General features: G+C 68.4%; 31 protein-coding genes and 6 pseudogenes. 18 read left to right on the top strand and 19 right to left on the bottom strand.

What is annotated here, in order from left to right; translation table 11 throughout:
- From H1D24_RS33860 to H1D24_RS44210, 6 genes and pseudogenes are all read left to right on the top strand, one after another.
- Positions 1-552, top strand: a 552-nt coding sequence (locus H1D24_RS33860) for a LysR substrate-binding domain-containing protein (protein WP_220137539.1), incomplete at its 5' end; no start/stop codon positions are given.
- A 528-nt stretch (positions 553-1,080) separates the two neighbouring features.
- Entirely contained in the window at positions 1,081-1,512 is a 432-nt protein-coding gene (locus tag H1D24_RS33855; protein WP_181661544.1) for an NfeD family protein, read from the top strand.
- A 4-nt stretch (positions 1,513-1,516) separates the two neighbouring features.
- Positions 1,517-2,554, top strand: coding sequence for an SPFH domain-containing protein (locus H1D24_RS33850; RefSeq protein ID WP_181661543.1), 1,038 nt, complete (start codon positions 1,517-1,519; stop codon positions 2,552-2,554).
- A 121-nt stretch (positions 2,555-2,675) separates the two neighbouring features.
- A complete protein-coding gene (locus H1D24_RS43790; RefSeq protein WP_181661542.1) occupies positions 2,676-3,641 on the top strand; it encodes a DnaB-like helicase N-terminal domain-containing protein in 966 nt (321 codons plus the stop codon).
- A complete protein-coding gene (locus H1D24_RS33840; protein WP_181661541.1) occupies positions 3,638-4,234 on the top strand; it encodes an AfsR/SARP family transcriptional regulator in 597 nt (198 codons plus the stop codon). The genes H1D24_RS43790 and H1D24_RS33840 overlap by 4 nt, the downstream gene beginning before the upstream one ends.
- A 5-nt stretch (positions 4,235-4,239) precedes the next feature.
- Positions 4,240-4,479, top strand: a pseudogene (locus tag H1D24_RS44210) (MauE/DoxX family redox-associated membrane protein); the annotation flags it as partial.
- A gap of 45 nt (positions 4,480-4,524) precedes the next feature.
- Here the strand turns inward: H1D24_RS44210 and H1D24_RS33835 are convergent.
- From H1D24_RS33835 to H1D24_RS33815, 5 genes and pseudogenes are all read right to left on the bottom strand, one after another.
- Complete coding sequence (locus H1D24_RS33835) at positions 4,525-4,779, bottom strand: ATP-binding cassette domain-containing protein (protein ID WP_181661540.1); 255 nt, start codon at positions 4,777-4,779, stop codon at positions 4,525-4,527.
- Between the two features lie 42 nt (positions 4,780-4,821).
- Complete coding sequence (locus H1D24_RS33830; protein ID WP_181661539.1) at positions 4,822-5,184, bottom strand: FtsX-like permease family protein; 363 nt, start codon at positions 5,182-5,184, stop codon at positions 4,822-4,824.
- Positions 5,183-5,413 (bottom strand): annotated as a pseudogene (locus H1D24_RS33825) (PIG-L deacetylase family protein); the annotation flags it as partial. The gene H1D24_RS33830 and the pseudogene H1D24_RS33825, both read right to left, overlap by 2 nt.
- Positions 5,406-5,873 (bottom strand): annotated as a pseudogene (locus H1D24_RS33820) (NUDIX hydrolase); the annotation flags it as partial. The pseudogenes H1D24_RS33825 and H1D24_RS33820, both read right to left, overlap by 8 nt.
- A 541-nt stretch (positions 5,874-6,414) precedes the next feature.
- Positions 6,415-7,482, bottom strand: coding sequence for a GlxA family transcriptional regulator (locus tag H1D24_RS33815; protein WP_258564517.1), 1,068 nt, complete (start codon positions 7,480-7,482; stop codon positions 6,415-6,417).
- A gap of 636 nt (positions 7,483-8,118) precedes the next feature.
- On the opposite strand from H1D24_RS33815, the gene H1D24_RS33810 reads away from it, so the two are divergent.
- From H1D24_RS33810 to H1D24_RS33790, 5 genes are all read left to right on the top strand, one after another.
- Positions 8,119-8,637: a DUF1097 domain-containing protein gene (locus tag H1D24_RS33810; RefSeq protein WP_181661553.1), complete on the top strand. Its 519-nt coding sequence runs from the start codon at positions 8,119-8,121 to the stop codon at positions 8,635-8,637.
- Positions 8,634-9,386: a nitrile hydratase subunit beta gene (gene nthB, locus H1D24_RS33805; RefSeq protein WP_181661538.1), complete on the top strand. Its 753-nt coding sequence runs from the start codon at positions 8,634-8,636 to the stop codon at positions 9,384-9,386. Before H1D24_RS33810 ends, nthB begins: the two co-directional genes overlap by 4 nt.
- Positions 9,383-10,006, top strand: coding sequence for a nitrile hydratase subunit alpha (gene nthA / locus H1D24_RS33800; RefSeq protein ID WP_181661537.1), 624 nt, complete (start codon positions 9,383-9,385; stop codon positions 10,004-10,006). The genes nthB and nthA overlap by 4 nt, the downstream gene beginning before the upstream one ends.
- Before the next feature lie 32 nt (positions 10,007-10,038).
- The gene (locus H1D24_RS33795) at positions 10,039-10,356 is read left to right on the top strand and encodes a nitrile hydratase accessory protein (protein WP_181661536.1); all 318 of its coding nucleotides are present in this window, start codon (positions 10,039-10,041) and stop codon (positions 10,354-10,356) included.
- Positions 10,357-10,505: 149 nt separating this feature from the next.
- Complete coding sequence (locus tag H1D24_RS33790; protein WP_309484540.1) at positions 10,506-11,603, top strand: HoxN/HupN/NixA family nickel/cobalt transporter; 1,098 nt, start codon at positions 10,506-10,508, stop codon at positions 11,601-11,603.
- Between the two features lie 209 nt (positions 11,604-11,812).
- On the opposite strand, the gene H1D24_RS33785 is transcribed toward H1D24_RS33790, so the two are convergent.
- From H1D24_RS33785 to H1D24_RS33765, 5 genes and pseudogenes are all read right to left on the bottom strand, one after another.
- Positions 11,813-11,995 (bottom strand): VOC family protein, encoded by a 183-nt coding sequence (locus H1D24_RS33785; RefSeq protein ID WP_181661534.1) that lies wholly within the window; start codon positions 11,993-11,995, stop codon positions 11,813-11,815.
- A gap of 158 nt (positions 11,996-12,153) precedes the next feature.
- Positions 12,154-12,549, bottom strand: coding sequence for a DUF2267 domain-containing protein (locus H1D24_RS33780; RefSeq protein WP_181661533.1), 396 nt, complete (start codon positions 12,547-12,549; stop codon positions 12,154-12,156).
- A 351-nt stretch (positions 12,550-12,900) separates the two neighbouring features.
- Positions 12,901-13,209 (bottom strand): annotated as a pseudogene (locus H1D24_RS42965) (TCP-1/cpn60 chaperonin family protein); the annotation flags it as partial.
- 268 nt (positions 13,210-13,477) lie between these two features.
- A complete protein-coding gene (locus H1D24_RS33770; protein ID WP_309484539.1) occupies positions 13,478-13,618 on the bottom strand; it encodes a hypothetical protein in 141 nt (46 codons plus the stop codon).
- A 59-nt stretch (positions 13,619-13,677) separates the two neighbouring features.
- Positions 13,678-14,010, bottom strand: a pseudogene (locus H1D24_RS33765) (FadR/GntR family transcriptional regulator); the annotation flags it as partial.
- 212 nt (positions 14,011-14,222) lie between these two features.
- Here H1D24_RS33765 and H1D24_RS33760 point away from each other — a divergent pair.
- The 3 genes from H1D24_RS33760 (at position 14,223) to H1D24_RS33750 (ending at position 18,027) form a co-directional block, all read left to right on the top strand.
- Entirely contained in the window at positions 14,223-15,536 is a 1,314-nt protein-coding gene (locus H1D24_RS33760) for an MFS transporter (protein WP_220137536.1), read from the top strand.
- The gene (locus H1D24_RS33755) at positions 15,533-16,654 is read left to right on the top strand and encodes a M20/M25/M40 family metallo-hydrolase (protein ID WP_181661532.1); all 1,122 of its coding nucleotides are present in this window, start codon (positions 15,533-15,535) and stop codon (positions 16,652-16,654) included. The genes H1D24_RS33760 and H1D24_RS33755 overlap by 4 nt, the downstream gene beginning before the upstream one ends.
- Positions 16,655-16,725: 71 nt before the next feature.
- Positions 16,726-18,027, top strand: coding sequence for an amidase (locus H1D24_RS33750; RefSeq protein ID WP_181661531.1), 1,302 nt, complete (start codon positions 16,726-16,728; stop codon positions 18,025-18,027).
- Positions 18,028-18,432: 405 nt separating this feature from the next.
- Here H1D24_RS33750 and H1D24_RS43785 read toward each other — a convergent pair whose 3' ends face one another.
- Complete coding sequence (locus H1D24_RS43785; RefSeq protein ID WP_181661556.1) at positions 18,433-18,729, bottom strand: hypothetical protein; 297 nt, start codon at positions 18,727-18,729, stop codon at positions 18,433-18,435.
- Between H1D24_RS43785 and H1D24_RS43780 the strand changes: the two genes are divergently transcribed.
- On the top strand, positions 18,646-18,978 hold the full coding sequence (locus tag H1D24_RS43780) for a hypothetical protein (RefSeq protein WP_309484538.1): 333 nt from the start codon (positions 18,646-18,648) through the stop codon (positions 18,976-18,978). The genes H1D24_RS43785 and H1D24_RS43780 overlap by 84 nt on opposite strands.
- Positions 18,979-19,140: 162 nt before the next feature.
- Here H1D24_RS43780 and H1D24_RS33735 read toward each other — a convergent pair whose 3' ends face one another.
- The gene (locus H1D24_RS33735; RefSeq protein ID WP_181661530.1) at positions 19,141-19,512 is read right to left on the bottom strand and encodes a fic family toxin-antitoxin system, toxin component; all 372 of its coding nucleotides are present in this window, start codon (positions 19,510-19,512) and stop codon (positions 19,141-19,143) included.
- Positions 19,509-19,766 carry a hypothetical protein gene (locus H1D24_RS33730; RefSeq protein ID WP_258564516.1) on the bottom strand — a complete coding sequence of 86 codons (258 nt, stop codon included), beginning with the start codon at positions 19,764-19,766 and terminating at the stop codon, positions 19,509-19,511. The genes H1D24_RS33735 and H1D24_RS33730 overlap by 4 nt, the downstream gene beginning before the upstream one ends.
- A 442-nt stretch (positions 19,767-20,208) precedes the next feature.
- Here H1D24_RS33730 and H1D24_RS33725 point away from each other — a divergent pair, with 442 nt between their 5' ends.
- Positions 20,209-20,346, top strand: coding sequence for a hypothetical protein (locus H1D24_RS33725; protein WP_374064461.1), 138 nt, complete (start codon positions 20,209-20,211; stop codon positions 20,344-20,346).
- A gap of 158 nt (positions 20,347-20,504) precedes the next feature.
- Positions 20,505-21,146: a nucleotidyltransferase domain-containing protein gene (locus H1D24_RS33720; protein WP_181661529.1), complete on the top strand. Its 642-nt coding sequence runs from the start codon at positions 20,505-20,507 to the stop codon at positions 21,144-21,146.
- A 24-nt stretch (positions 21,147-21,170) separates the two neighbouring features.
- Here the strand turns inward: H1D24_RS33720 and H1D24_RS33715 are convergent, their stop codons facing one another.
- The 3 genes from H1D24_RS33715 to H1D24_RS33705 are packed head-to-tail and all read right to left on the bottom strand — an operon-like array spanning position 21,171 to position 23,610.
- Positions 21,171-22,715 carry a site-specific integrase gene (locus tag H1D24_RS33715; RefSeq protein ID WP_181661528.1) on the bottom strand — a complete coding sequence of 515 codons (1,545 nt, stop codon included), beginning with the start codon at positions 22,713-22,715 and terminating at the stop codon, positions 21,171-21,173.
- On the bottom strand, positions 22,712-23,047 hold the full coding sequence (locus H1D24_RS33710; RefSeq protein WP_181661527.1) for a helix-turn-helix domain-containing protein: 336 nt from the start codon (positions 23,045-23,047) through the stop codon (positions 22,712-22,714). The genes H1D24_RS33715 and H1D24_RS33710 overlap by 4 nt, the downstream gene beginning before the upstream one ends.
- Positions 23,044-23,610: a tyrosine-type recombinase/integrase gene (locus H1D24_RS33705; RefSeq protein ID WP_309484537.1), complete on the bottom strand. Its 567-nt coding sequence runs from the start codon at positions 23,608-23,610 to the stop codon at positions 23,044-23,046. The genes H1D24_RS33710 and H1D24_RS33705 overlap by 4 nt, the downstream gene beginning before the upstream one ends.
- A gap of 244 nt (positions 23,611-23,854) precedes the next feature.
- Here H1D24_RS33705 and H1D24_RS33700 point away from each other — a divergent pair.
- Positions 23,855-24,097: pseudogene (locus H1D24_RS33700) on the top strand (helix-turn-helix domain-containing protein); the annotation flags it as partial.
- Positions 24,098-24,182: 85 nt separating this feature from the next.
- On the opposite strand, the gene H1D24_RS33695 reads toward H1D24_RS33700, so the two are convergent.
- The 3 genes from H1D24_RS33695 to H1D24_RS33690 all read right to left on the bottom strand — a co-directional run bounded on the left by H1D24_RS33695 (position 24,183) and on the right by H1D24_RS33690 (position 26,385).
- Entirely contained in the window at positions 24,183-25,019 is an 837-nt protein-coding gene (locus H1D24_RS33695) for an SMP-30/gluconolactonase/LRE family protein (RefSeq protein WP_181661526.1), read from the bottom strand.
- Positions 25,020-25,218: 199 nt separating this feature from the next.
- Positions 25,219-25,347, bottom strand: a complete 129-nt coding sequence (locus H1D24_RS42950) for a hypothetical protein (RefSeq protein ID WP_258564514.1) — start codon at positions 25,345-25,347, stop codon at positions 25,219-25,221.
- 282 nt (positions 25,348-25,629) lie between these two features.
- Entirely contained in the window at positions 25,630-26,385 is a 756-nt protein-coding gene (locus H1D24_RS33690) for an ISAs1 family transposase (RefSeq protein ID WP_181661525.1), read from the bottom strand.
- Positions 26,386-26,488: the final 103 nt, after the last annotated feature.

Genomic DNA, 26,488 nt, shown 5'->3' with positions numbered 1-26,488 from the left:
GCTTGGTGCGGCCGTAGGCGGTGCGCGGGCCAGTCGGGCGCCGTCGCCGTGCCCGGCCGGCCCCTTCCCGAGGACATCGAGTCCGTCCGGGTGCTCGACGAGCCGCTCCAGCTCCTCACCGGCCCCGCCCACGCGCTGGCGGGCGCCCGGTCGGTGACCGTCGCTCAGCTCGCCGGGCACCGGATCTGGATGCCCGGCATCGTCCCCGGTACCGAGTGGGCCGCCTACTACGACGACCTCGTCGCCGAGTTCGGCCTCACCATCGAGGCGACCGGCCCCAACTTCGGCTCCGACGCGCTCCTCGACACCGTCGCCGACACCCCGGCCCTGGCCACCTTCATGGGCGGGCAGACCCGCCTCGTCTGGCCCGCCGGCCACGGCCTGCGCCGTATCCCGGTGACCGACCCGACGCCCGTCTACCCGCACTCGCTCCTCTGGCACCGCGACAACCCCCACCCAGCGCTGGCCACCCTCCGCGCCCACCTCGCCGCCACAGCGGCCAGCCACGACGCTGCCGGGACGTGGGCGCCGGGCTGGGTGATTCCGCGCTGATCGCCACCGCGTCTTCGATCATCGTGGCCGAATCGGCGGACGGTGACTCGAGGGCAGGCGTGGCCATCGGCACACTCCGGCTCTCCCCCTCCGCGTAGCGGCAGCAGCGCTCCGTGAGCTGAGGTCAACAGTGCGGACCCATGCCCACGGCTGAGGTCGGAGCAGTCTCGAGATGCGCTTCACCACCGCCCTGAAGGGCGCACTGCGCAAGATCAAAGGTCGATCGCCGGCCGCTGGCCGCCGCCCGCTGGCTCCCTCCACCGCCCGCGGCTCTGAACCGGCCAGACCGGCCCCCCGTGATGGAAGATCCAGGCCAGAGCGACCCGCCTGCACGAAAGGAGTGATCTTCCCCGTATGGGTAAAAATACTGTAAAGGTGTGAAGTAGTCGCTTTGGGCGCGTTGCACCAGCACACCTCCGCCCGTTCGGCAGGGTTTCCTTTCCCAGGGGTACCGCACTTGTCTCACATCGGGGTCCAATGGTGAGAGTCAAGCCCTTCCGCACCCGCACCGGTCAGAAGAGGCACGCAATGGATCTATGGCTGATCTGGTTGATCATCGCAGCTGTGTTGGCTGTGGCAGAGATCTTCACCCTTACTGCTGCGCTCGGAATGCTGAGTGCGGCGGCGTTGGTCACGGCCGGGTGCGCCGCAGTCGGGCTGCCGCTGCCCTTCCAGTTCTTGGTATTCACCATCGTCGCTACAGTCACCGTTCTGTTCGTGCGCCCCATTGCCCTGCGCCACGTGCTCCAGCCCCAAGCGGCGCGCTTCGGCGTGGACGCGCTGGTCGGCAGGGCTGCCTATGTCGTCTCGGACGTGACGGGCTTGGGTGGCAGGGTCCGTATCGACGGCGAGGAATGGACGGCCCGCGCCTACGACGAGACGCTGGTAATTCCTGCTGGAACGACCGTCGACGTCATAGAGATCAGCGGTGCCACCGCGATCGTCTACCCCCGGGACTGAAACCATGGAGACCTCGGCATTCGTCATTGCCGGACTGATCGTCGCACTGTTCGCGGTTTTCACCGTGATGCGGGCGGTCCGTATCGTGCCCCAGGCGCGCGCTCGTAACGTCGAGCGACTCGGCCGCTACCATCGGACCCTGAATCCTGGCCTCAATCTCGTCATCCCTTACATTGACCGCGTTCATCCGGTGATCGACCTGCGGGAACAGGTCGTCTCCTTCAAACCGCAGCCGGTCATCACCGAGGACAATCTGGTTGTCGAGATCGACACCGTCCTGTACTTCCAGGTCACCGACCCACGAGCGGCTTTCTACGAGATTGCGAATTTCCTTCAGGCGGTCGAGCAGCTCACCGTCACGACTTTGCGCAACGTCGTGGGATCCATGGACCTGGAAAAGACGCTCACCTCACGGGACACCATCAACAGCCAGCTCCGTGGCGTGCTGGACGAGGCCACCGGCAAGTGGGGCCTGAGGGTCAACCGGGTGGAGATCAAGGCCATCGACCCTCCGCAGTCCATCAAGGACGCGATGCAGAAGCAGATGCGAGCCGAGCGGGACAAGCGGGCCGCGATTCTTGGGGCCGAGGGACAACGCCAGTCGCAGATTCTTACTGCCGAAGGCGATAAGCAGGCCGCTGTCCTGCGCGCGGAGGGTAACCGGACCGCTGCGATCCTCCAGGCCGAGGGCCAGTCCCGGGCAATCGATGAGGTGTTCCAGGCCGTGCATCGCAACGACCCCGACCCCAAGCTGCTCGCCTGGCAGTATCTTCAGATGCTGCCCCAACTCGCGCAGGGCTCGGGCAGCACCTTCTGGGTGATCCCCAGCGAGGTCACCTCCGCACTCCAGGGCGTGTCCCGCGCCTTCAGCGAGGTGCTGCCGAAGTCGCCGGCCACCCGTGAGAAGCCCACAGACGACATGGCTGCCCAGGCTGCCAACGACACGGCACAGGCCGCAGAGGCCGCAGCCGCCGCCCTCGCCGACGCGGTCAAGGCCGATCGCGTCACCCCCGACGCCCTCCCGTCCCAGCCCCCTCACTGACGGAGGGTGACAATCACCGTACGTCCGTGACGCCTTCGGCTGGCATCGGGCATGATCGCCAAGAAGTCCCCACGCCGAGCGCCTCGCGCAGACCGCGACCGACGTCACGCTCCCGCACCGGGTGCCCACCACCCTCGCCGAAGCCGACGCCCTCGCTGGCGCCGTAGAAGACATCGCCGCGCGGTTCCCCCCGCACTCCGGCCCCCGACAACGCACCCCCGCACCCACGCCGACTGCGGCCCCCTACAACGCCGAGGAGGCGGTCGACGAGGAGTGCCTACTGCTCGCGACGGCGACGGCGCACCCAGCAGACGTCGAACAGATGCGGTGGCTGACCGCCGACGACTTCACCCAGCCCCTGCATGCCGGGCTGTGGCAGTGCCTGACCGACCTGACCCGACGCCGTACCCCCGTCGACCCAGTCACCGTCCTGTGGGAGGCCCAGCAGCGCAGCCTCCTCACCTCCAGCATCGAGCCACCCGAACTGCCCGACCTCCTCAGGAGGCCCGAAACATATCGCTTGAGGCATCGGATGATCTCACGTCGGGTCTTGCCTTCCTTGGGTCTGCGAGAAGGCGCGTTCCCCGCGGACGCTGGGTGCGGCCTTCGTAGTACGCCCGGGTGCGGGGATCGAAGCGCAGCCGGGGCGCGTTCACCGAGGGGCCTGGTCGCGTCGGGCACCCGACGCGGCCTCGAGGTCTGGGATGTCGATGTCACTGACCATGCCGACGCGAGGGCGCTCGCTGCAGGGGTACGCCGCCAACCCGCCGTGGCCACCGGGCCGCCGGCAGGACGCCTCCTCGGCTCTGCCACGAGATCCCGGAGTTGGATGACTCGCTCGGCTTCTACATATACCGCCGAGCGGGCCGCGGCGAGAACACCGCTTGGCAGCCTGCTGATCGTGCTCCGTGCCGTGAGTCGTCAAGCAGACGGCGAGGCCGCCCGCGATCTCGTCGTTGTCCAGGTCCCAGTGCTGGCGTTGGCAGGCACTCCGTACGGCGGACGCACGGGCGCGACGGCTTGCCGGGCCGCGCGCCGGGATGCTCTGGCGCTCCGCCTTGACATACGTCCCCGGAAGTCCGGATGATGGACGCCCTGTGGGCGGGCGAGCCGCCGCGCTCCGCCGTCGCGAACCTGCGCTCCTACGCCCATCTCCTGCGCCGACCGCTCCCGGTGGCCACCCCGCTGATCAGCCACCAGGGTGGTTATGAACTCCGGGTCGCGCCGGACGTCGTCGACCACCTGGTGTTCGAGCGGCTCGCCGACCGGGGCCGCAGCGCGGTCACCGACGACCCGCCCCGGGCCATCGAGCTGCTCAACGCCGCGCTGGCGCTGTGGAGTTCGGACCACGCGGCCCCCGGAGTCGAGCGGTACGGCATGCTCGACGGCCCGCTGCGCACCCTGGACGCCGAGCGCATCCGCGCCACCGAGGATCTGGCCGATGCCTGGCTCGGCGTCGGCCAGCCGCACTCCACATTGCGTACGGCGGGGCAGGTGCTCGCCGCGGAGCCGCTGCGCATTCGCAGCTGGCTGCTCGTCCTGAACGCCCATCACCACCTCGGCGAACCAGGGCGTGTGACCGACGCGTTCGAGTCGGCGCGGACCGTCTTCCGCCGCGAGCTCGGCACCGAACCCGATGCCTGTCTGGGGCGGCTGCATCAGCAGCTGCTTGCGGGGTGAGCGCCATGGCCGCCGCGCTCTTGACGGTCTGCCACATTCTGGTCGCCGTCGTCCTCGCCGCATCCGCCGTGGGCAAAGCACGGCCCGCCCGATTCCGTGCGTACCTCACCACGCTCGCCGATATGGGCCTCGGCACCCCGGGCATGCGCCGCCCGCTCGCGTACGCGACCATCATGGCCGAAGGCGTGGCCGCGGGCCTGCTGTTGCTGCCCGGCACGCGGGCCGGTGTGATCGGGCTGCTCCTTGCCTCGCTGGTCCTTGCCGCGCTCACCATGGGCGTGGTGCGGGCGCTACGGGGCGGCGGTCCGCCGCCCCAGCGCGGTGACGTCCTGGCCGTCCACCAACACCCGTCCCGCATCGGCCCGTTCGATGGCCCCGATGAGGTGCAGCAGTGTGGATTTGCCGGAGCCGGAGGCGCCGGCGAGGGCGACGCTGTGTCCGGCCGGGATGTCCAGGCTGATGCCGTCGACGGCCGTGATCAGCCCGTCACCGGTGCCAAAGCTCTTGTGCAGGTCCTCCACCAGGACCGACGCACCGTCCCCCATGGGGTTCTCTCCCTCTCCGTATCTCTGTCCATCCTTCTTGGTTCATCCCTCTTCGGCCAACGGCCCCGCCGGCGACCGCCGTACCGCGAGGCCGGCCGCGACGACGCTGCCCGCCACGGCCGCCAGCACTCCCGCCACCGCGACCACGCCCACCGCCACCGGCAGCCCCGCCGGAATCGAGCCGGTGAAGGCCACGGTCAGTGCGAACCCCGTCGCGGCTCCGGGCACCGCGCCCGCCACGGCGATCACCGCACCCTGCGCGACGACCAGTCGCATGACCTCGGTGTCGGCCCAGCCGCAGGCCCGCAGCATGGCGAACTCCCCGTCCCGTTCACAGCTGTCGAGATAGAGAACATCGGCGAGCGCGAACACCCCTAGGGCCGCGGTGAGTACGGCCGCGGCCACATCGACCCCGCGCCTCTTGACGGCGCATCAAGGCGACCGCCGCCGGATCGTGCCCGGGATCGCCCGGCTTGACACCCCCCGGTCCGTCACCGCAACCGCCGTCGGTACACGTCACCAGAACCGTGCGGATGCCTTCCGCCGCGTACCGCGCGAGAACCCCTCCGGTTCCGGTGGCCTCGTCGTCGGGGTGGGCGTGTACTGCCATGAGCGTCAAGGCCCGGTCAGTCATGAAACAGTCCTCCTGCAGAAATACGTCGTGGTCCGAGTGTCGCGCCGCTGCTGACAATCTCCCGGCGGTCGATCATCCCGCGGATCTGCGAGAGCGGGATCCACTCGATGCGATCCGACTCGTTCGCTTCCGTCAGCGGCCCCATGTAGGTGGCACCGTCAGCGCGGAAGACGTGCTGCTCGGCGTCGGTGATGCCGTTCGCCGGCTGCGCGTAACCCAGCGGCTTGATGGCCTCAACACGCCGGCCGGTCTCCTCCTCCACCTCGCGGGCGGCCGCCCGCTCCGGCGTTTCATCCTCTTCGATGAGACCCATGGGCAGTTCCCAGCCCCATGTGTCGGTGACGAAGCGGTGGCGCCACATCATCAGCACCCGCTTCTGATCGTCGACCACGGCGGCCACCGCCAGGTGCCGCATGCGTACGACATGATGTTCCCAGCGGCGCCCGTCGGGCTGCTGGACGCGTCGAGGCACTCCTGACGGACAGCCAGGATAAGAGAGAACCAAAATCAACGGGCGGCCGGCCCCTACGGCGGCGTCGGGCGGCATGCCCAGGTCCTGGTCGAGCGGGCCGAGGCCGCGAACGCCGAACGCGCCCAGGCCGGGCAGCAACCCCGCTTCGCCGCGGCCGATGTCGACGCACTGCGGGCCGTCGCCCCAGGCCGAGCGCCACGGCGGGCGGCTCGCCGTCACCCTGCCGCCAGGGCTCGCCCCTCGGCCCGGGGAGTCGCCGTCCCGCAGGCGGCCGCGCCGCGCCGCCCAGTGGCAACTCACGTCGTCCCGGCCGCCGCAGCGAGTTCCCCAAGCATCTCGGCATAGCACCCCTGGCCATACCGAGCGAAGGAAGAGGTCCCTCGTTCGTCGATACGGCCGCAGCAGCATGAGGGCGCTCGCCCCGTCCTGCTCGAGAACGACCAGAAAGCCCAGAGCCGTTCCGTCTCGGCGTCGTCCTGGGGAGGTCGACGCCGTCGCTGGAGCGCACGGCGGTGAGGACGTTACCGGATCAGTCATCCTGGTCGGGCTCCGTCTCCTGGCGGTCGATGCCGGTGGTGCGGAACCGGCTGCGGTAGCCGCCCGGCGAGACTCCGAGGTTGCGGCGGAAGATCCGTCTCATCGTCTCCGGGGAGCCGAAGCCGGCACGCCGTGCGACGGACTCCTGGCCCTCGTCGCCGGTCACCAGGAGAAGCTTGGCCGCCTCCAGCCGGGTCTGCTCCACGTAGCGGGCCGGCGTCATGCCCACCTCGTCGCGGAACATCCGCGCCAGATGGCGTTCGCTCACCGCGGCGCGGGCGGCCATGGCGGCAGTGGAGTGGTCCGCGGCCGGTTCGAGGACCACTGCGTCCAGGACCTGGCGCAGGCCGCGTGTGGTGGGGGCGCCCGCCTCGGACCAGATGCTGAACTGGGCCTGGCCGCCGGGACGTTGCAGGAAGACAACCATCCACCGGGCGACCCTGCGGGCGACGTCGGTGCCGTAGTCGTTCTCGACGATGGCCAGGGTCATGTCGGTGCCCGCGCTGATGCCGGCACCGGTGACGAAGGGGCCATCCTGGACGAAGAGGGCGTCCGGATCCACCTTGATACGGGGGTACTCCCGGGCGAGTCGCGCGCAGTGCGCCCAGTGGGTCGTCGCTCGGCGTCCGTCCAACAGCCCGAGGGCGGCCAGCACGAAGGCCCCGGTACAGACGGAGGCGATCCGCGATGCCCGGGGCGCCAGCTCCTGGACCATCGCCAGTGCCTCGGGGACCGTGTCCGGGGTCAGCTCCTCCGGTATGTCGTGCGTGCCCGGAGCGAACGTGAAGTCAGCCGGTACGCCTCCCGGCACCAGGAGGGTGTCAATGGAGTCGGGAGCGTCGGTCACTGGAATGTCCGCGCTCAGCCGGGTGAACGCGGTCGTCCCGACCGGTTGCCCCGTGGGCGAGATCAGCAGAACCCGGTAGCGGGCCCCGAAGTCGTTGGCTCGGGCGAAGATCTCCAGCGGCGCCGCCACGTCCTGCAGCGTCACCTTGTCGTACAGAACGAAGACCATGGTCCGCTCGGTGCCGCGGTCCGCGGCCGCGATACTCCGGTTCATACTCCGACCTCCTCAGTGGAGCGAGGCTTGCCCTCGTGTCCGAAATCGTGGCTCGTGTGTCCGCTGCAGCCCTTGGCTCCTGTCCCGCCACGCGGGAACGTGGAAGCCGAGCAAATCACCCGGCCGGGTATCCGGGTTCCCGGAAATACCGGGTGAGGAATACTAACCGCACGAAGACCTGATTGATCCAGTGCTCAAATCGACCTTGCAGCCTCCCATGGCCTCACCGACAGGCCTGGGCGGCTTTTTATGCGTTGAAAGCGTAAGGCCGCCGCCGTCAATTCCTGACACCATTTATTCAGCCATCGTTAACTTGCGTGAAACACGACAGCCGGAACCTATTGATGCCTCACCGCGCCATAGCCGACACAATTGGCACCGAAGTAACTGCGGTCGAGGGGTGCCCCTGCCAGGGCATATTCGGCAGCAGAAGCCGAAGAAGCATGCCTGTCCATGTCCGAATCGAAGGACGCGAAGTACCGGATTCGATACCGACGACCGGGCCTTCGTGCGAAACTTTCGCGCCATGGATTCCCATTCTTTTCCGCCCCTCAGCGGGCCAATTATCGCCTGCCTATATTCGGGCACGAATTCCGCCGGGACGTGAGAACCCGGCGTCAGAGGAGTGGTTTGGCCATGCGCCAGCTAAATGCTTTGTCGATCAGCATCGGCGTACTCGGCGGAGTCGCCACGCTGATGACCGCAACCGTCCTGACCATTCCGGTCTGGGTCATCTTCATTGCCTGGGCCTCATTCTTCATCCTCGGGGCCGGCACCGACGGCATGGCGAGGTCGATCGCCTCGAACCTGACCGGCATTGTCATCGCCTCGCTCACGCTGTTGGTCATCCACGCGCTGGGCGGTGGCACCGCCATCGCCGCCATCGCCGTGGGTGTGGGCAGCGCCGCCATGGTGCAGGCGTCGAAGATCACCCTGCTCTCGAAACTCCCGGCCATCGTGTGGGGGTTCGCCTCCACGGTCGGCACCGTGGCCGCCACCGGCCACGACATCACCACCGCGTCCATCAGCAACCCGGCGCTCGTCGCGGCGCTGTCCATGGTCCTGGGCGCGGTGTTCGGCATCGCCTCGGAGTACTGGGGAGCCGCGATGACCGCACGCCCGGCCACCGAGCCGACCCCGGAAGGGCAGTCATGAAGCTTCAGCACCATCTGGGGGGTCTGGAGAACCTCGGCCCCGTCGCCTACGAACCCCGCGTCTTCGTCGAGGACTGGGAGCAGCGCATCTTCGGCATCCACGTCGCGATGATGGGCCTGAGCACCCACCTGGGCGACGCTGTGCCCCAGTACCCGATCGAGGACGTGCCCAGCGCCTTCTCCTCCGTCTGGACCTGGGCGGACCTGCGCAAGGGCGCCGAGGCGATGCACCCCTTCGCCTACTTCCAGTACCGCTACTACGAGAAGTGGCTCGGCGGCATCGGCGGGTTCTTCGTCTCCCAGGGCTACATCACCGAGGAGGAGCTGGAGGCGAAGGCCGCGGAGTACCTCCATGATCCGGGACTCGAACTGCCCGAGGGCGGGGACGAACGCATCGACGACCAGGTCATCCGCTACCTGCGCGAGGGCGACACCCCCCGCCAGGGTCCGGCCCAGTCCCCGGCTTTCGCCATCGGTGACCGGGTGACCGTCAAGGACGTGCCGCCCACCGATCACACCCGGCTGCCGGGAAACCTGCGCGGCCGCACAGGCACCGTGGAGCGCGTCTTCGAAGGCGACTACGGCTACTTCTGCTCCACCGGCCCCGACGGCATCGGCGAGCCGATGCCCGTCTATGCCGTCCGCTTCGAACCGACCGACCTCTGGGGAGAACTCGCCGAACCCGGCGCCGTGCTCTACGGCGAGCTCTACCAGGCCTACCTCACCCACGCGATGGAGGAACAGCAGTGACCGTGCAGTTCGGCTACCCCGAGGACCGCGAAGCCCGCAGCGCCGCCCGTGTGCGGGCGCTGGAAGCCCTGCTCATCGAGAAGGGCGTGATCACCGGCGCCACCGTCGACAAGGTGCTCGGCCACTTCGAGACCGACATGACGCCGCTCAACGGAGCCAAGATCGTCGCCCGTGCCTGGACCGATCCGGAGTTCGCCGAACGACTCGTCAAGGACACACCGGCCGCCGTCGCCGAACTCGACCTCCCCATCGGCATGGACGGCGCCGAAGGCGAACACCTGCAGGCCGTGGCCAACACCCCCGGAGTGCACAACCTGGTCATCTGCACCCTGTGCTCCTGTTTCCCCTGGCCCGTGCTCGGCCTCCCGCCGTACTGGTACAAGGACCCGACCTTCCGCGCCCGCGCGGCCCGGGAGCCCCGTGTGGTTCTCAAGGAGACCGGCCTGGACCTCGATCCGTCCGTCGAACTCCGGGTGTGGGACAGCAGCGGTCATTCTCGCTGGTTCGTCATTCCGCAGCGGCCCGCCGGAACCGACGGCATGACCGAGCAGGAACTCGCCGCCCTGGTCACCACCGAATCGATGATCGGCATCGCCGAGGTTCCCTCACCCGCCGCCTGAGCCGCACCCGGACACCACAGAAAGGGAATCCCATGGAGGCCACCGCCACCACCACGCCCACCTCGCCCCTGCACGACACCTGCGTCACCGACATGAACGCGCCCACCTTCGACGCCGACTGGCAGCGCCGAGCGTTCGGCGTCGCCGTCGCCCTGTCTGAGTTCGGCCACTACCCATGGGACGCATTCCAGCAGCAACTCATCGCCGCCATCGGCGCATGGGAGGCCACCTCCGCGGCCGAGCAGGGCAGCTGGCAGTACTACGAGCACTGGCTCGCGGCGCTCGAACGCGTACTGGTCGATCACGACCTGGTCGCCGACGACGAGATGCGTGCCCTGCTCGGGGCGTAACCCGCTCCAAGCCCCGGACCACCGAGACGTCCGTTCCGGCCTGTCCGCCCAGGGCCGCACCCGCGAATGGCTCACGACCAGCGGGTGCGGCCCGCCCACTCTCACTGCTGACGATGGCACCGCGCGGTGCCCCTGCCAAGGATGTGTGTGTGACCACAACGACCATCACCGCCGGCCGATGGACCCGTGCCGAACGGCTGCGCATCACAGGCATCGTCGGCGTCATCGCCGCCCTGCACGTCATCGGATGGAGCCTGTACCTCTTCTACGCCAGCGGCCCGGCCGGCGCCGGGGCCTTCGCCGGAGCCGGAACCCTCGCCTACACACTCGGCATGCGACACGCCTTCGACGCCGACCACATCGCCGCCATCGACGACACCACCAGACTGATGATGCAACGCGGACACAGACCCGTCGGCGTGGGCTTCTTCTTCGCCATGGGCCACTCCACCGTGGTCCTCGCCCTCGCCTTCGTCGTCGCCCTCGCCGCGGGCGCCGCCGACTCGGGCATCGGCACGCTCCGCCATGTCGGCGGCCTGGTCTCGCAGATCGTGGCCGTACTTTTCCTGCTGCTCGTCGCCGTGCTCAACCTCATGGTGCTGACCGGCATCGTCGGCCTGTGGCGGCGCATGACGAAGGGCCGGATCGACCAGGGCGAGCTCGAGCGGCAACTGCTTAACCGCGGCCTGATGAACCGCCTCCTCGGCCGCCGCGCCCGCGAGTTGATCCGTTCGTCATGGCACATGTACCCGGTCGGCATCCTCTTCGGCCTCGGCCTGGAAACCGCCAGCGAGATCACCCTGCTCGCCCTGTCCGCCAGCGCCGCCACCCACGGGTCCGGCCTCCCGACCCTCGCCGTCCTCTCCCTCCCACTGCTCTTCGCCGCGGGAATGAGCGCCTTCGACACCGCCGACAGCATGCTGATGACACGCCTGTACTCGTGGGCGTACCGCAGCCCCGCCCGCAGGCTCTACTACAACATCGCCACCACCGGCGTGACCGTGGCCGTGGCCGCCTTCATCGCCAGTGTCTACGTCGCGGGATTCGTCGCCGACGCCACCGGTTCCGGGGGACTCGTCACCGCCTACGCCTCCCTGGCCGACCACTTCGAACTGCTCGGCTACATCGTGGTCGCCATCTTCGCGGTTTCCTGGCTCTGCGCCGCCGCCATCTGGCGCTACCGGGGACTCGCCGAGAAGTACGGCGACCGGCAGGGCGACACTGGTGACGTACCCCAGCGATCCTGAGCTCCGGTACCGGATCTCGGCTGCTGCGCTGTGCGACGTCGGGGCGGCGTAGTGGGCGGCGACGTCATCCCGGTCAACCCGATCCCTGAGTCCTGATGGATCAGCCACGCACGCGAAGGAGTCCTGGACCAGTCCACGCTCAGAAGGCCCTGAGAGTGCGTCAGTTCTTTGTCTGACCGGGATCTCGAGCTCACTCATCATCCCCCGGATCAAGACCGGTTGAAGTAGAGCGATTCGCAGGTCTTGTGGTCCAGGGGGCCCATCACCCCGATCCTCTTGCTGCGAACCCGGTCGCGCATCACGTACAGGTTCTCGAAGCTATCGAGCTCGAGAGCGACGTGCTGCGTCGCACCGGCGGCGACCGCACCACTCGGGAAGCCGGCATGCGTCACGCCCAGCTCCAACTTGGCGGGGTCGTACCTTCTCCGTCCACCGAGCAGCGTCGTTGTCCCGTCCCGCGTTCAGGGGTGTCGAATGCGATCGTGATCACCCAGCGACCGGGGCCACTCCGACCCAGAGATCGTTTCTGGGTGGTCGGCGTCCCGGGCGGTCAGATCGGCCGAGGGTGGCCGAATAGCAGGTCGTAGCCGGGGGGAAGCTGGAGCAGAATCTGCTGGGTCAGGTCTTCGCCTGCGGTATCGGCCACGACGCTGAGCACGGCGCTGACATCCCAGGTTGCGGTCTTCTCGGTGGCGCCTTCGATCCAGGCGGCGGTCGCCCGGATGAACCGTTCGGGCGGGAGCGGTTCATGCGCCTGGAGGGGGTTGAGCAGGATGCCGGCCAGCGTCTCTGGGAGCCGGGCGGCCAGCTCCTGGCGTACTTCGCCTACCAGATGCGCGCCGAGCAGAGCGAGGACTACTCGGGAAGCTCGCTCCGCTTCCGCCTGTGTGGGGTATTCGCCGCGTTCTTGGACGGCGGACAGGAAGGCGTCCCAGTCCATGCGCATGATCTCCTCCCGAGCGGACGGTCGCGGCTGCGAAAGGGTGACTTGTTGCCCGGCGGAGCCCGTGCCTGGGCTGCCACCGTGGCTGCGGGGCTCAGCCGCAGATTTTGTATTGGGTTACGTCGCCGTCGCCCATGGCGATCTTGAAGGCTTGGCTTGCCCGGCGACCGAAATCCACAGCCGCGGCACGCCGGTTTCCTAGTAGGCGCCGATGTACTCGGTGTCCAGCGTCTCGCCGAGGAACAGTTGGGGGCAACTTCGACGGCGGCGGCCGAGGCAGGTTCGTGCCCCCCGACGAGAAGACGTTGGCCCGAGCGCATACTCGCGCCGCTTCCCTGACGCTGTTCCCTCTGGCTCCACCACGACGCCCCCTTCGAGGCCGGCGTTGACCGCGATCTGCTTCAGTGGCGCTGTCAAGGCCCGCCGGACCAGGTCCACGCCGGTCTTCTCCTCGCCGTCCAGGTCCAGCTTGTCGAAGGCGGTCTCAGCAGCGTGCAGCAGGACCACACCTCCACCAGGAACGATGCCCTCCTCGGCGGCGGCCTTGGCGTTGCGGACGGCGTCCTCGATGCGGTGCTTGCGCTCCTTGCATTTGACCTCGGTCGCGGCACCGGCCTTGATGACGGCTACGCCGCCGGCCAGCTTCGCCAGGCGAGCACGCAGGACCAGGTCGGACAAGCCACACCTCAAGGAGACAAGCCACACCTCAAGGGATCGGCATGGTCGCGACGGCGTGAGCACGCAGCCGCCGCCCTCTTCTACGCCGTCGTCCCCCACGGCCTGGCGGGCCGGCGCCTATGGCTGGGCGGCGGCTGACGGCGAGTCGCACCCGGCGGCGAGGCTCCAGGATGATTCCCGGATCCCGCCGGCGCTTGTCCCGGATGATCGACAGCGGATTGCCCGCCGAGGCGGTGGGGGGCGCTCGGATGCGTCACCCAGCGCCCTCCTGCCGCTTGTCCTCGTCGACGATCTCGGCGTCGACGACCTCCTCGTCCTGGCTGGCGGCGCCTGCCGCGCCGCCGCCTGCGCCGCCAGCCGCCTGCTGGCCCTGGGCCTGTGCCTGGGCGTACATCCCGGTGCCACCTTCTGGGCTGCGGCGGTGACCTTGTCGGTGGCCTACGGCGGCGAGTGCGCGAGCCGGGTCTCGAGCGCTTCTCGCGCGTCCAGTACGTCGGGGAGCCGACGTCGGCGTTCGACGAGCCGCTCAACGGGTTCGGTGTCGAGGCTGTCGCGTACGAGGTAGGCGCCGCCGCCATGGCGTACTTCGACCAGGCCCTGGACCTCGAGAACGACGATGGCGTGCTTCACCGAAGCGCGGCTGACGGCGAGCCGCTGGGCGATTTCGCGTTCCGGCGGCGGCCGGTCGCCCGCGCCGAGGCCGGTCTCCATGGCGTACTCGCGTAGTCGGTCGAGTACCTGCTCATGAAGGCGTTGACGGCCCATCGGTCGCAGCGCGTCGGCCATACCGGCTGCCCCAGATCGATCGCGTGACCGGTCCCCGGTCGGCCACAGCTTGTCGCTACGCGAGCGAAGTGGACGAGTGGTGGAGTGGACGAGTGGCTGAACCAATTTTCCGCGATCTATTGACCGTCCGCGTCAACAGGCGTCAAAGTGAGCCACCGCCTGGCCGACGCCATTCGTCCAGATGACCGGAAACCCATGCACATGGAGCGCCAGTGAGCGAAACCCGACGAGATGCGACGGCGATCACCGCCGATCCGACTCCGCACAAGCTGCCGGTCAAGACCCTCGTCGCGGCCAGTATCGGCAACGCGATCGAATGGTACGACTGGACCATCTACGCGACCTTCCTCATCTACTTCGCGACGCAGTTCTTCCCCGCCGAAAACCCCGGGCTCGCCCTGGTGAACACGACCGCGACGTACGCGGTCGCCTTCTTCTTCCGCCCGATCGGTGGATGGCTGCTGGGCCGCTTCGCCGACGTCCGCGGCCGCAAGGCGGCCATGATCCTGACCATCCTGCTGATGGCGGGCGGCTCGCTGGCGATCGGCCTGCTGCCCACCTACGAGCAGGTCGGCTGGCTGGCTCCGATCCTGCTCCTGCTGGCCCGCATCTCCCAGGGCCTGTCACTCGGCGGTGAGGTCTCCAACGCCTCCGCGTACCTGGCCGAGATCGCCCCCCAGGGCCGCCGCGGCCGGTACTCGGCCTTCTTCTACACCTCGACCGGCTCGGCCCTGCTGCTCGCCTCGCTGCTGGGGGTATTCCTCTCGACCACGCTCACCGACGACCAACTACGCTCCTACGGCTGGCGCATCCCGTTCATCGTGGGCGGCGTCCTCGCGGTCGTCGGCGTGTACCTGCGGCGCAACATATCGGAGACCGAGCACTTCGAGCAGAACAAGGACAAGGCCGCGCGCACGAAGCGGCCCCTGCTCGCCACGATCAAGAAGCACCCCAAGGCGGTGGGGCAGCTGGTCGGCATCACGCTGCTGAACACGCTGAACTACTACACGTTCTTCAGCGCGCTCACGCCGTACGCCGTGAAGTCCCAAGGAGTCGACGACAACGACGTGTTCATCGCGCTCTCGGTCGGAACGGCGCTCTTCATCGTGCTGCAGTATCCGTTCGGTAAGCTGTCGGACCGGTTCGGCCGCAAGCCGCAGCTGCTGGTCTGGGCGGCGGCGCTCGCCTGCCTCGTGATCCCGCTGTCCAAGCTCATCACCCCCGGGGCCGGGCTGCCGCAGCTGCTCGTGGTCTTCTGTACGGGCCTCGGCCTGTACGCCCTGATGGCGTCCATCGCGCCGGCCATCATGAGCGAGTTGTTCCCGACCGAGCTGCGCGGCGTGGGCATCGGCGCCTGGTACAACGTCACGGTCGCGACGTTCGGCGGAACGGCGCCACTGGTGATCACCTCACTGGCGAACGCCGGCCGCTCCGATCTGTTCTTCGTCTATGTCACCGGCGGCGCGGTCGTCGCGTTCCTCACGATTCTCACACTGCGCGAGACCGCGCACGAGCCGCTTCGGTGACCGCTGCCCTGGACCTCCTCACCGAGCTGGTGCGGGGGCGGACGGTGGCGTCCGGTGAGGGTGTGCTGGCAGCGCTGTGCGCCGACCTGTTGCGCGACAACGGCTTCGCGGTGTCCACGCCCGGCTGGGAGGAGGGGCGCGAACAGCTCGTCGCCCGTACTGGATCGGGCTCCACCCCGCTCACCGTGACCGGTCACCTCGACACCGTGCCCGCAGACCCCGAGCAGTGGTCCGTCGACCCTTGGGCCGCGGAGCGGGACGGCGACCGCGTGGTCGGGCGTGGCACCAGCGACATGAAGTCGGGGGTGGCCGCCGCCCTGGTCGCGGCCGCCGACCATGCCGCGCGGCCGCACGCCTGCCGCGGCCTGCAGGTGGTTCTGACGGCGGGAGAGGAGACCGGCTGCACCGGAGCACTTCGTCTCCAGCGGTCGTCGCTCGCGCCGGGGGGTCCGCTGCTCGTGGCCGAGCCGACGGCCAACCGCCTCGTCCCCGGTCACAAGGGCGCACACTGGATGCGCCTGACCGCTGCGGGCCGTGCCGCACACGGGTCGGCCCCCGAGCTCGGCGACAACGCCGTCGTACGACTGGCCCGTGCCGCCGCCGCGCTGCACGACCACGATGCCTGGCCGTCCCATGCGACGTTCGGCCCGGTGACCGCGAACGTGGGTCTGTTGCGCGGCGGCGTCCAGCCCAATGTCGTGCCCGACTCAGCGGAGTTGCTCCTCGATGTCCGCACCGTACCCGGCGTGGACGGCGACGACGTGCGCGCCGCAGTCGCAGAGCTGGGCGGTGACGGCGTCCGGGTCGACGACCACGTGGTTCTGCCCGTTGTGGACACGGACCTGCACGATCCGTTCGTCGGTCTCGTGCGCGAGGCTCTGGTCGCCGTCGGCGAGAATGACGAGCCGCAGCCGCCCGCTCGGTACTTCACCGATGCCTCCGTGCTGGCGCGGCTGCTGTCGCCGTCCGAGGGCGGAGTACCGGCGCCCACTGTCGTGCTGGGGCCGGGCGAGCCCGACCAGTGCCACGTTGTCGACGAGTGGTGCTCGGCGTCCAAGGTCGAGGCTGCAGTGGAGGTCTACCGCCAGCTGGTCGACCGGTGGTGCAGCGGCAGATGACCCCTACACCAAGGGCATCGACCGGTGTCGGTGGGATGCCGTCGCTGTTGTGGCAGGAACCAGAGGAACACATGTCTGAGCTCAATGAGATGCCTGGTGAGGAGCTGTTGGCTGCGGTACGAGACCGTCGTGCCTCCGTGGCCGAGGTTGCCCAGTCATGCCTGCGTCGCATCGAGGAACGCGAACCGCAGGTGCATGCCTTTGCTCATCACGACCCCGACCTTGTGCTGCGATCGGCGAGGGAACTCGATCGGCACACACGGTCCGCTCCGCTGCGGGGTTTGCCCGTGGGCGTCAAAGATCTGATCGACACGGTCGATCAGCCCTCGGAATACGGGTCGCCGATCTACCGCGGCCGCAGGCCCCACAGCGACGCCGCGGTGGTGACGCGACTCCGTGCGGCAGGCGCCCTCGTGGCCGGGAAGACGGTGACCACCGAATTCGCGCTCTTTCACCCGGGTGTCACAGCCAACCCCCGGGACACCGCTCGAACGCCGGGAGGTTCGTCCAGTGGCTCGGCGGCGGCTGTCGCGGACAACATGCTCGCGGTCGCGATCGGGACGCAGACCGCCGGCTCCATCATCAGACCGGCCTCGTTCTGCGGCGTCGTCGGCTTCAAGCCGACGTTCGGGGCGATAGACCGCACTGGTGTGAAGCTGATCAGTTCCACGCTCGACACACTCGGGTTGTTCGCCCGCAACGTGACAGATATCGCGATGGTCTATCAAGCCATCCGAGCTGATTCAGCCGGCGCGAGACCGCTGAGCCGCCGCATGAACGGTCGGCCTTCCTCACGTCTGGGGATTTTGCGGACAGACAGGCAGAAGGCTGATGAGGGCACCCGGGCAGCATTTGATGCGTTCGTTGCGCGTCTGGATGGTTTTCCCGGCCTCGAATCAGCAGAAGTGCTGCCACCGGCCGACTTTGATCACATGGTCGAGGCGCAGACCACCGTGATGGAGTTCGAGGTCGCACGCAACCTTCAGTACGAGTACGGCGAACATGGGGACCTGCTGAGTGAACCGGCGCGAGCCGTCATTGAGCGCGGACTCAAGCGCTCAGAGACTGAGTATGTCCGAGCCAAGCGCCTGGCGGAGCGCATCGGGGCACAGTTGCCGAGGATGTTCCACGGCTTGGACGGCATTGTCACGCCGGCAGCGATGGGGGAAGCACCGCTCGGACTGGCCTTCACGGGAGATCCGTTGTTCTGCCGCACTTGGACGCTTCTTCGTTGCCCTGCCCTCAGCCTGCCACTCCTACGAGGCGCTCATGGTCTACCGATTGGCGTGCAACTGGTCGGCCGACCTCATCACGATGATGCACTCCTGGCCACGGCAGCCGAGTTGATGAACAGCGCATCGTCGGATTCATGACGATCCAAGGGGAGCTTTTCTCCGCGAAGGCCTTTCCGGGCAGTCGATCCCCGGCGGCCTTCTGGTCGAGCCTCGGCGGACCCAGGGCCGTGGTCACTGCCGCGTCTCGCCGACGACGCCAGGGAGCGTCCGTGAGCGGTCCCGACGTCGTCGATATCGAGAGACGATCTGGTCGCCGGTCCAGCTCCGGCACGGAGACGTGCCCGCCGGCCATGCGGCGCCGGCAAGCAGCCCATCACGCGGCTGACGGGAGGTTCGTAAAAACGATCCGGCGGCCGAGCTGGATGCGGGCGCGGACCAGAGTGCGGTCTCGTTGTGGAGCCTCAGGGGCTGTTCGAAGCACTTCCAGAGGTGGGGGGGCAGCTGCAGGGGCGCTGAGCGAGCACCCAGTGGCACGCTCGGTGCTTACGCCTTGTACCGGGAGGCGTCCGTGGGCTTGGGCGGCCCGGATGTTGGGCGGCGGTCGAGGGTGCTGTGGCTGTGCGGTGGTGAGCGCGTCGACGAGGACGAGTCGGCGTCCCGGGCCGAATCGTCCTCGCCTTCGGTCACCGCGTCAGAGACGGTGTGCGCCTTGCGGGTGCTCGTCGCCTTCTCGCCACCCGCACCGTAGTGCCGGGCATGCGCGCCCGCCGCGCGGGCGGCATCGTCAACATCGCCTCGCTCGGCGGCCTGGCCGCCTTCGGCGCCACCGGCTACTACCACGCCACCACATTCGCCGTGGAAGGCATCTTTCGAATCCCTCGCGCCGAGGTCACCCCCCTTGGGCATCAAGGTCACCGTCGTCGAACCCGCCGCCTTCCGCACCAACTGGTCCGGCCCCTCCATGCGGCAGTCCGCGATCAGCATCGACGACTACGCCGCAACCGCCGGCGCACGGCAGGAGCCTTGGGCTTGAAGAGCGAGCAGTTAACTCACGACCGAGTTGGACCAGGCCACAAGTCTCCCACCTGAGATCGCCGCAGACCCACGCATTCACGCACGCATCGATGAGGTCGTCGCAGCCGCGGCGCGATTCCGGCAGTGGAAGGCAGAGCGCACCAAGTCACCTTTGTAGGCGACGACGCGCAGACCTAGTCCAAGATCCACATCCAGCAGGCGCCCGTTCGGCCCGGATCAGGGTTTCCAGGTGTGGAGGAGGGCGGCGATCCGAGCGGCGGTGCAGCGCGGGTTGTTCAGTTCGTAGGCGAGTGCGGTGAGCTGCTCGCGCGTGGGGTTGACGGGTATGTTGCTGGCCTCGAGGTACATGACGGCGACGGCGCAGGCGACAGTCAGGTTGGAGCGCTCCAGCCAGCGGCAGCTTCCCAGGGTATGCACGAGGGCTGCGGCACGGGCGTAGGGGCCGTCGTAGACGGGGTGGTCGAGGAGTTCGCCGCGGTGACGGGCTACGGCGGCGACGGGCACGCCGTAGTCGTCGACGCCTGGGTCCCGGTGGCCGGCTCGCTCGGCGGCTTCGAGGATCCAGGACTCGTCGATGTACAGGATCACGCGGCGGCGCCCGGCTGGTGCTCGGCGTGGGGCTCGTCGAGCTGCTGCTCCAGGTCGTCGAGGAACGCGCCATGCTGATCGATGAGGCGCTGTGCAGCGGCCATGCCGGCGGCGCGGGTGCCGGTGGTGTCCTCCATGATCAGGCGCTCGACGTAGCGGTTGAAGTCGAGGCCGCGAGCGGCGGCGGCGTCCTTGCCGGCTGCGAGCACGTCAGGCTCCAGTCGGACCTGAGTCTGCTTCTTTGCGGAAGTCATGACCCTAAGGTAGCAGGGTGGTAGCAGCTGTGGCATGGCGCTTATCCACCTTGTCCGTTCCCGGTGAAGGTGAGCGATGATTCCCGTTCGGTCCGAGCGTTGAAGTGACCGGGTAGTCCCGGGACTGGCCACGACACCCGAGTGGCTTGTGGACCCGCTCGCCGCCGCACCCCTGACGGGTGAGCTGGACGCCGCCCGGACGATCACTGCCCGTTGGCCCCTAGGGCCTTGTCTGGAGCTGTGATCACGTGGCGGGAATAAGGGGTGGGCGAGATCGCGGTCGGGCTAGTAGCTTTCAGTCGACCGCGACATCGTCCGAGGAGGCGAGACCCATGAACGCTGTATCCATGTGGGTGCTCCCCCTCTCGTCACGGTCGGGCGATTGACGCAGGTGTTGCCGGGAGCGCCTCGATAACAAGGCACCCCCCGAAAGGCAACACCCATGCACTCTCTGCAGTTCACCGCCGAGTCGTCGTCGAACGGCATGCTCGAACGCGACTTCACGGTGGGCGGCGTCCCCGGGGTCCTCTGGTCGCCGGCCTCCAATGCGGCCGATCGCGCGCCCCTGATTCGGCCTTGATACTGGTGGGCTCGCGTATTCAACTGTCGCCAGTTCGCCGAGGAGTCCAACCGGTTGGTGACCTTGCGTGATCGCCAGCGGCATATGGCTCCAGGTCCCTCTGGTCTCCTTCATCGACCACGGCCAGGGGCCTTCGAGTCCGCTGGTAGATTTTTGCGGTGAGCGAGCAACTGCCCAGCGGCGGCATCGAGCTGTCACCCGACGAGATCGAAGCCCTCCACGCCAGTTGGTCTTCCTGCTGGACCCCAAGTGAGGTCGCGCAGCAGTTGGCCGGGATCGGCACGCCCTGGTACGTGGCCGCGGGCTGGGCGCTGGACCTGTTCCGCGGCAGGCAGACGCGCGCTCATGGGGACATCGAGATCGCGATTCCGGCCGCGAGCTTTCCCGAGATCCGCTACCGCTTCCCCGGATACGTCTTCGACGCGGCAGGCAGCGGCCGGATCTGGGAGGACGCCACACCGGAGGTGCTGGCCGTCGTACATCAGACTTGGCTCCGCGATCCGGCCACCGGCAACTACCTGCTCGACGTGTTCCGCGAACCGCACGACAGCGACACCTGGATCTGCCGACGCGATGAGAGGATCCGGCTTCCCTACAGCGACATCATCCACCACACCCAAGACGGCATCCCGTATCTGGCGCCCGAACTGGTCCTGCTGTTCAAGGCCAAGCACGCCCGCCGAAAGGATCAATCAGACTTCGACGCGACCGTCCCACATATGTCCCCGGCTCAGCGCGAGACCCTGACCGAGCTACTCGACCGCGTACACCCGGGGCATCCCTGGATTGCAGATCTGTAGCCGGCTACTGGTGCGCTCGGGTGTTCAACTGTCGCCGGCTCCCCGAGAAAGCCAGCCTGTTGGTGACCTTGCATGATCTCCTGGGGCGTATCGGCTCCATGTCCCGCCGGTCTCTCTGATGAGGCGGCTGGTGGTCTTGTCGTGGTAGCCGAGGGCGTCCGCGACGACGGGGCCGGGTAGTTCGAGGAGTTGCTGCCGGATGGCGGCGCCGCGGGCAGCGGCGGCCGGGACCCCGACCTCGTTCAGGAGCGCGGACAGGTGGTCGGGGCGAAACGGCTGGCCCGCCCGGCGCCCGGGGAAGAGCCAGCAGGATGCAGGGTTGGTAGCGGTGTTCATGTTGTCGCGGTTCGCGATGTGCTCCAGCAGCAGGGCTGCGACCGGTGCGGGGACGGGCGAGGCGGGCTCGCCAAGTCGTAGCAGCACCGTGTCGCCGTCACGGATCACGTCGTCGACGCTGAGCCGGACGATGCGGCTCACGGGCTGTGCGTAAAGGAGGACGATGACTCCGGCGGCTCGGAGACGCATGGGTATCTCCGCGTCGGTCAGCAGCCGGCCAAGGGCATCGAGGCGCTCGTCCTCGCTCAGCGCGGCTCGCCGGGAGACCTTCATCGCGGGGATGGAGAGGGTGCGTCGGCAGCGGCGGCTCTGCATAGCCCAGTTGAGGAAGGCTCTCAGGCAGGTGCGGCTGTGTTCGGTGTTCTCGGCATACCAGGCGTCGATGTCGATCTGGCCGCAGGACGCGAGGGTGCTGTTGCGCTCGCCGAGCCATTGCAGGAAGGCTGTCGCGTACTTGATCTGCTCGGCGGCGAACCGTCGGACGCTGGGTGTGATGTGGCTCCGTTCGGCGCGGGCCCGCAGCCGAGGAAGGACACGCCAGGTCGCGAAGAGCCTGATCGTCTTGACGTGCTCGGGGTCGGCGATGTCGGCCAGATGCCCGGGAAGCCAGCGCTGGAAGGAACACAGGTACTTGTCGACTGCGGGCAGGACTCCGCATGTCATCAGGAGTTCTTCCAGGTGAGCGGCGGCCCGCCAGGGCTGGAGCTCGTGGAAGGCGTCGTGGGTCAGCGGGATCTCGCCGAGGCCGAGCCGCCGCAGCAGCAGCTGCGAGGCGTTGCCCGGCCGGCCGCGGCGCATCTCCAGCCAGGCCAGCCCGCTTCTGGGCTTGTCCATCGCCACCAGCAGGTCGAACAGCGGGACCAGCGTGGGACGGATGCGGCCGGTGCTGTCGTCGAGGAGGGCGGTGAGGCGGTCGGTGAGGGTGCAGCGTTCACACAGTCGTCCGCCTAGGAGCTTGCCCTCGAAGCCGCAGCGTGAGCAGTCGAAGTTCTGGAAGAAGCCGGCGCAGGTGGCGCAGATCGAGGCCCCGCCACCAGGGCGGAGCCCGGGAAGAGCACGGTCCTGACCGCATCGTGGGCAGGTGCCCCGTGTGCGGACGGCGCGGTCTGAGCAGGTTCGGCAGACGTAACCGTCCGGCCAACTGCCGGCCTTGTGCCTGCGGCGGCCGCAGCGGCAGCACTCGGCCATGAACCAGCGTTCGTACTGCTCGTCGGTGGCGTAGGGGCGGGTCATGCGTCGGGCAGGATGCGGGCGGCGCGGGGCCGCAGCTTCGCGACGTTCGCGGGCGGGGCAGGCAGGTCTCCGGTGGCGGTCTTGCGGACTCCGGCGTTCTCGGCCGTGGTGGCCACCAGGTCGGCCGGGGAGCAGGACAGGATGTCGCAGAGCGCGGCCATGACCTGCAACGACAGGCGTTCCGGGGTGCCGGAGACCAGGCGGTGGACCTGAGAGGCGGACAGGTCGATGCCGCGTTCACGCAGCAGCGGCACCAGTTCGGTGGCCGTGAAGATCTGGTGTTGGGCCATGATCTCGCGCAGCCGCCAGGTGTATCCGACCTTGCGTTTCATGTCTGCCTTCCGGTCTGGGCCTGGAGGGCCGCGGCGATGGTGGAGTCCAGATGGCGCCGCAGGGTGCGGGTGCGGAAGTCCGAGGACACGCAGGTGTAGAGCGAGGTGGTGCTGGCGTGCTCGTGACCGACCTGCTCCTGGACGAAGCGCGGGTCCCAGCCGTCCTCGATCAGGTGGGTGCCGTAGGACCTGCGGAAGGAGTGGAAGTCGAGTCCGTCGTCCAGGCTCAAGGCCTTGCGGTAGGCGATGAAGCGGGAGTTGAGCCGCTGGCAGCCGATCCGCAGGCCCCGTTCGGAGGGCCAGGCCGCCGGGTTGTTGTCGGTTCCGAACAGCGGGCGGACCTCGGTGAACCACTCGTCCAGGACGTCCGGGGGCCAGTCCCACACGGTCAGCACCCCGCGGCGCTTGGGCGGCGAGCCCTTCTTGGCCTTGCCGAACCGAACCTGGCACCGGCCGTACTCGCCGAACTCGCCTCCGTGCGGGTTGCGGCCGAAGTCGGCGGCGTCCAGCATTCGCGTCTCGTTGCGCCGCAGACCGTAGGCGTACGCGGTCTTGACGCGCACTGCACGGCAGGCCCGCAGCACCACCGACCACGTGGTCGGTGGTGCGCGGGAAGGCCACGGCCCGTGGCAGCAGACGGCTCTTGCGTGTACTGCGGTGATGCGGCGCCCGAGGTCGATCATGTGCGGCCACTGAGCCTTTTCCAATCTGGCGGTGATGCCGCCAGTTGGACCGTCCTGCACAACGACGAAGCTCCTGGTAGACGGGTTCTCGACCAAGATCACCCGTGTCTGTCGGGAGCTTCGTCTGCTTGTCTACCCGTCCTCGATTGATCTGTCCAGCCGCACCTTGCGGTTCCTGACCGGACGACTGACGGCCAGGCGGCAGGACAGCGGGACGCGGTGGCGACGCCTTCCCGCCTCGCGACAGGCCCTGCTCGCCCTGGCCCACCTGCGGTGCGGTGACACCTACGCCCAGCTGGCCGCCGGGTTCGGCATCGGGATCGCGACTGTCTACCGCTATATACGTGAAGCCGTCGAGGCTCTGGCCACCTCCTCCCTGGATGGGGTTGCCCGGCCACAAGCGGGACACCGAAGGCGGTCCATACCGACGCTGGACGCCGAGCCTGGCTGGGTCAGGGTTTCCCGGCACCCGGTGCTGGTGCCGGGAACGTCACAACCCGCCCGCTGGGTTGCCGCGACTCGGGTCCGCCCCAAGTCTGGCCGACGACGAACAGGCGGGGGTCGTCCCCGCGGCTGAGCGCGCAGGCGAAGGCGCCGCGATCCAGGTCGACTGTAGCGAGTACCTCACCGCCCTCGCGCACACGAACACAGTGCTGGTTGCCGACGTCGGCATACCAGACGGCGCCTTCGGCATCCATGCAGATTCCGTCCGGGTGGTCGTCGGGTGTCTCCGCCCACACACGCCGGTTGCCGAGGCCGCCGTGGCTGCCGATGTCATAGGCGGTGAGCCGGTTCGCATACGACTCAGCAACGATCAGCGTGGCACCGTCTGGGCTGATCGCCATGCCGTTGGGGAACGCGAGGTCGTCGGCAATTTGATCGACGTTGCCTTCCGGCGTGACGAGCACGATCAAGCCCGGCGCGAACTCACCGCCGGGGAAGTCGAAACCGATGGTGTTGACATAGACATTGCCCCGGTCGTCGACCACGATTTCGTTCCACGGCTTCTCCGAGACCTTGGAAAGGTCGGCATGCTGGACGAGCGATCCGTCCAGTTCCTGGCGCAGCAGCCGTCGTTGTGCCGAGTCCACGACGAGCAGTCGCCCGTCGGGGAGGAAGTCGATGCACATCGGGAATGACGGGACTGTTACCACCACCTCGTGGCGGCCGTCGGCGTCAAGCGCGATCACCTGGTTCGCGCCCCAGTCGGAGAACCAGAGTTGCTCGTTGTGCCAGCGCGGTGACTCGCCGAACGCGACGCCTTCCATCAGGACTTCGGGTGCGCTCATCACACTTCTCCTCTCGCTTCGTAGAGGGATAGACCTGCCCGGGCACCGGAGCTCATCGCGGTCCGCACCGCGATTCGGAGCCAGGCTGATGCATAGTGGTCGGCGGCCGCGATGTCCGGATGAGACCGACGGCGAGGTTGCGCAGGGTCGCCATGACCCGGGAAGAGGTACCGGTGCGGATGCAGGGGGGCCTGCGTTCTCATCTGTCGGGTTGGATGAGGTCGAGTGCGTGGTCGGGGTGTGACTTGTAGTAGTCGGTGGCGTGGGCGGTGTTGGTCCAGCCGGTGAGGCGGGCCAGGGCGATCGCGAGGTTGCGGAAAGTGGCCATCGCGCGAGGCGTGTTCCCGGTGCGGATCTTGGAGGCGTCCTCGGCGAGGGTGGTGTCCCGGACGCGGTGATGGGCCTCGACGTGCCAGTGCTCACGTACGGCTCGGGCGAGCTGGGCGTCGGTCGCGGAGACGCGTCGTGGCTGGTGGCGGCATACACGTGCTCGATCTGGATCTTCACGCTGTTCAGGTCGCGTCGGCGGCGGGTGACCTTGATCGCCTGGGAGGCGTGCGGGAGCCGCAGCCGGCGCGGGACCTGGACGGCTTTGAGGCGGCGGATCTCGTCACGGCCGTGCCCCTTCTCGCGGGTAGCGTGGCCGAGGGGGACCTGGTTCCAGGGCAGCGACTTGAGGGAATCGTGCAGCTTTGGATGGTTGTCCTTCACGATCGCGATGTAGTCGGCCTACCTCAACCAGGAACCGCGCGTGCGCGCGCTGGGTGTGCAGGGCATCGAAGGTGACGGTGCGGCCGGCCACGTCGAGTGGAGCGAGAAGGGGCGTGAACTCGCTGATCTCGCCCTTCTTCCCGGCGACCTGCCGCTGGTTCAGCGTCGCGCGTTCGCCGTGGGTGACGGCCGCCAGCAAGTGCACCGCCCTCGTCGCCGCGGTGCGCGATCCGCGCAGGCTCTTTCCGTCGACGGCGATCGCGCACAGTCCTTCGTCCTGGTCAGGGCAGGTGCAGTGGCTTGCGAGCCACGCACCCACCGCCGCATCCACCGCGTCGCCGTCCAGACGTGCCAGGAGTCGGCCGAACGTGGTCGCCCCCGGTTCGGCCCGCAGCCCCAGGCGGTGACGGACCTCGTCGGGCAGGTAGGCGGCATGCCGTGCGATGGCGGCGAGGGTGGTGGCGCCGGCGAGTACCGCGATCGTGCACAGCGCGAGGATCGGGCCGAGCCGGTAACGGCGGCCCTGCCGACGGCGCGGATCGGGCAGCACGTCGAGGACGTCGGCAAGGTCCAGCAGGCGGTCGGGGTCGTCGGGGATGGTGCCCGCATCGTGCTCGAGGTGGCGGGACACAGCGGTGATCAGCGAGGATGGCATCCGGAAGCGGTTCGTTGTGATGAGGCGTCAGACACCTCCATCATCACGAACCGCTTCCTTCAGTTGATCAGCCCCCCATCCCCGACAACCCGCCCCCACCAAG

Source organism: Streptomyces himalayensis subsp. himalayensis, from assembly GCF_013778455.1.
Lineage (GTDB): Bacteria > Actinomycetota > Actinomycetes > Streptomycetales > Streptomycetaceae > Streptomyces > Streptomyces himalayensis.
The sequence above is the reverse complement of the archived record's forward strand: the minus strand, read 5'-3'. Positions and strand labels throughout refer to the sequence as shown.